Annotated in this window: 4 protein-coding genes; all 4 read right to left on the bottom strand. The window is 66.7% G+C overall.

Going from position 1 to position 2,700, the window contains the following annotated elements:
• Window positions 1–18: 18 nt before the first annotated feature.
• The 4 genes from LRF89_RS13045 to tnpA are packed head-to-tail and all read right to left on the bottom strand — an operon-like array spanning window position 19 to window position 2,623.
• Complete coding sequence (locus LRF89_RS13045) at window positions 19–285, bottom strand: hypothetical protein (RefSeq protein WP_201169107.1); 267 nt, start codon at window positions 283–285, stop codon at window positions 19–21.
• A 47-nt stretch (window positions 286–332) separates the two neighbouring features.
• A complete protein-coding gene (gene tnpC, locus LRF89_RS13040) occupies window positions 333–1,856 on the bottom strand; it encodes an IS66 family transposase (protein ID WP_238637340.1) in 1,524 nt (507 codons plus the stop codon).
• A 21-nt stretch (window positions 1,857–1,877) separates the two neighbouring features.
• Window positions 1,878–2,255: an IS66 family insertion sequence element accessory protein TnpB gene (gene tnpB, locus LRF89_RS13035; RefSeq protein ID WP_238637339.1), complete on the bottom strand. Its 378-nt coding sequence runs from the start codon at window positions 2,253–2,255 to the stop codon at window positions 1,878–1,880.
• Window positions 2,249–2,623, bottom strand: coding sequence for an IS66 family insertion sequence element accessory protein TnpA (tnpA, locus tag LRF89_RS13030; protein WP_238637338.1), 375 nt, complete (start codon window positions 2,621–2,623; stop codon window positions 2,249–2,251). Before tnpA ends, tnpB begins: the two co-directional genes overlap by 7 nt.
• Window positions 2,624–2,700: the final 77 nt, after the last annotated feature.

Here is a 2,700-nt window from a genome sequence, read left to right as displayed (position 1 = left end):
TGACGTCGTTGACGGGGATCACTGGACATCCCGGAGCATCTTGATGATCCCAGGGGGGACTTTCCACTGACGGTGATCCTCGGTGTGGACCACCACCGTCTTGCGGTTAATCTTAACCACCCGGCCGAACACCTCGCCCTCGCGGCTTTCGAACGACACCTCCTGTCCCAGGCGCAGGTGCTTGAGGACATCGAGGTCCTGACGCGCCCGCAGTTCGTCGATGCGGCGGCAGATGATCTCGTTGAGTTCCAGGAGTTCGTCGAGGCTGAGATCGTCAATGCGCATTCAACCGGCTCTCGCTGGCTAACTATGGACTGGGGAGGCAGTGGTGTCTAAGGCTCTACATCCGAGCGCAGCGGCGCATCAGCGAACCGGGTCTTCCAACACCGCGGCGTGAGCTCCTCGACCCGGGCCGCCGGGTGCATGCCGACACGCTGGAGCACATCGATCAGGTACGTGGTCGGATCCATGCCCTGCAGCCGACAGGTCACCAGCAGCGTCTGGATGGTGGCCACGTGCTCGGCACCGACCTCGCTCCAGCAGAATAACCAGTTGCGCCGACCCATGGGGATGGGGCGCAGCCCGCGCTCCAGGTGGTTCGTGTCGATGGGGACATCCGGATGTTCCAGGAAGACGGCTAGGGCCGACTGGCGCTCGCGCACATACCCCAGCGCCTTGAGCAGCGGGTGGCGCGGTTCAAGATCCATGCGCTGGAGCTGCGCATCACACCATTGCCAGAAGTCGAGCACCAGCGCAGCGCACTGCTCCTGCCGCGCCTGGCGTTTGTCTTCGCCGTGGAGCCCACGCGCACGGATCGATTGCTCCCGGTCGTAGAGCGCTGCGATCTGCTCCAGAGCTTCGCGCGCTGCCGGGTCGCTGTCCAGGGCCCGCTCGAACTTGCGGCGCATGATGTGTGACCAGCACTGGGCGTGGATGATCTGCGGCTGTCCGGCGGCGTATCGCTCGTAGGCCGCGTAGCCGTCGGTGAGCAGCACCCCGTGGAAGCGACCGGCCAGGGTGCGTTCGATGTGCGCGCCGCCACGGCTGGGGCTGAAGGTGAAGCAGATCTCGTCGCCCTCACCGTACAGCGGCCAGAAGTAGCCCTGGTGCATCTTGCCCGGGCCCTTGCGCCCGGCCTTGATCGGCGTCTCGTCCATGGCCAACACCCCGCCGCTGAGCACGTGCGCCAGCTGTGCCTGTGCGATCGGGGCGAGCAGTGGACTGGCGCGCGCCACGACGGCGGTCAGCGAGCTGCGCGCCACCTGGATGCCGGCCTGACTCAGGCGCTGAGCCTGTCGGTACAGCGGCAGGTGGTAGCAAAACTTGTCGACCAGCACCCCGGCGGCGAAGCTGACATCAAAGACACTGCCCTCGAAGACGTTGCGCGGCGCCGGGACACTCGTGAGCGCGCCGCTGCTGCGCTCCTTGAGAACCGGGTGGCGGTACTCGAGGATCTCGTAGCCTGCCCGGCGCTGCGCGAGGCGGAACGTCGTGCGCGTGGCCACGACCTCATCGCTCTCCCGGCCTGCGGGCGGGGGCACCTCAATGACCCGCCTCGGGACGCTGTCGTCAAAGCGCAGCCCCGTGTCGTTGGCGGCGTTGTCGCGGTTCTTGCCCTTCCTGCGGGTGTAGGTGATCTTCTCACGCTCTTGCTGCTCGGGCACCGGCGTGGCCGCCGGGTCGAACAGGTTCGCTTGCACGGCCGGACCGAGGATCTGGTGGCGTTCGGACTTCTCGCCGAAGAGCTGGCGTTTGAACCAGGCAAGCTGGCGGCGCAGCTCCTTGAGCTCGCCGTGCAGGGCCTGATTCTCGGCAACAATCCGGGCGTGCTCAGTGGCACAGATGGCATTCGACAAGGGGCTGATTCCCTTCGCAAATCACCGGTCCATTATACCGGCTTCGACCCCCGGGCGGGGGTCTTTATGCCACCTTTTTCGTCGGCTACGGATGGTCAGATCCAGTCCCTCGAGCAATGCGGCGAACTGCGTCCAGCTCAGCGCCTCCAGGGCCTGTGCCTGAGCACCCCCCACGCCGAACTGACCCCGCTCCAGGCGTTTGCTCCACACGCAGTAGCCGTCGCCGTCGAAGTAGAGCAGCTTCATCAGGGTGCGCCGGCGATTGATGAAGATGAACCCCTGGCCACTGAGCGGATCCCGGCCGAGGTGGCGACGCACCAGTGCGGGAAGACCATCGAACGAGCAGCGCATGTCCGTCGCCCGAGTGCACAGCCACAGGCGCCGCGGCGGCGTCAGCACCCCGGAACTCGCCGGATCCGCAGGCAGACGCCGGCGCCGAGGTCCAACTCCACCTCCACCTCCCAGGGCGGGGTGTCCTGCTCACCCTGGCCGGGGGCGTCCGTTGACGGGCTACCCGGTAACGAAAGCTCGGCGAACAGACCGCCTGCGGGCTCCGGCGCCGAGGGCGCCGGCTCCGCCACCTCGGGCGGTTTCGGTGCCACCGCAGCGGCCTGAAGGCGTCGACGCCAGGCGGTGAACGTGCTTTCGGCCACACCCTCTTGCGCGCAGAAGGCGCGCAACGTCAGGTCCCCTTGGGCGTAACGCTGGATCAAAACCTGCCATTCGGCGGCTGTCCGGCGGGAGCGGCTTCTGCGGGCGTGGGGCATCTCGGTGCTCCTGTCTGCGATCGGATGAACGCAGATTACCCAGCTCACCACAGGCCCGGAACAACGCCTTGGAATGA

Source organism: Halorhodospira sp. 9621, assembly GCF_022228055.1.
Classification (GTDB): Bacteria; Pseudomonadota; Gammaproteobacteria; order Nitrococcales; family Halorhodospiraceae; genus Halorhodospira; species Halorhodospira halophila_A.
Note: the sequence above shows the minus strand (reverse complement) of the source record. Positions and strands in the feature narration are given on the sequence as shown.

Coding starts and splice junctions, on each gene's coding strand:
- LRF89_RS13045 (WP_201169107.1), bottom strand. CDS start 285: ATGCGCATTGACGATCTCAGCCTCGACGAACTCCTGGAACTCAACGAG.
- tnpA (WP_238637338.1), bottom strand. CDS start 2,623: ATGCCCCACGCCCGCAGAAGCCGCTCCCGCCGGACAGCCGCCGAATGG.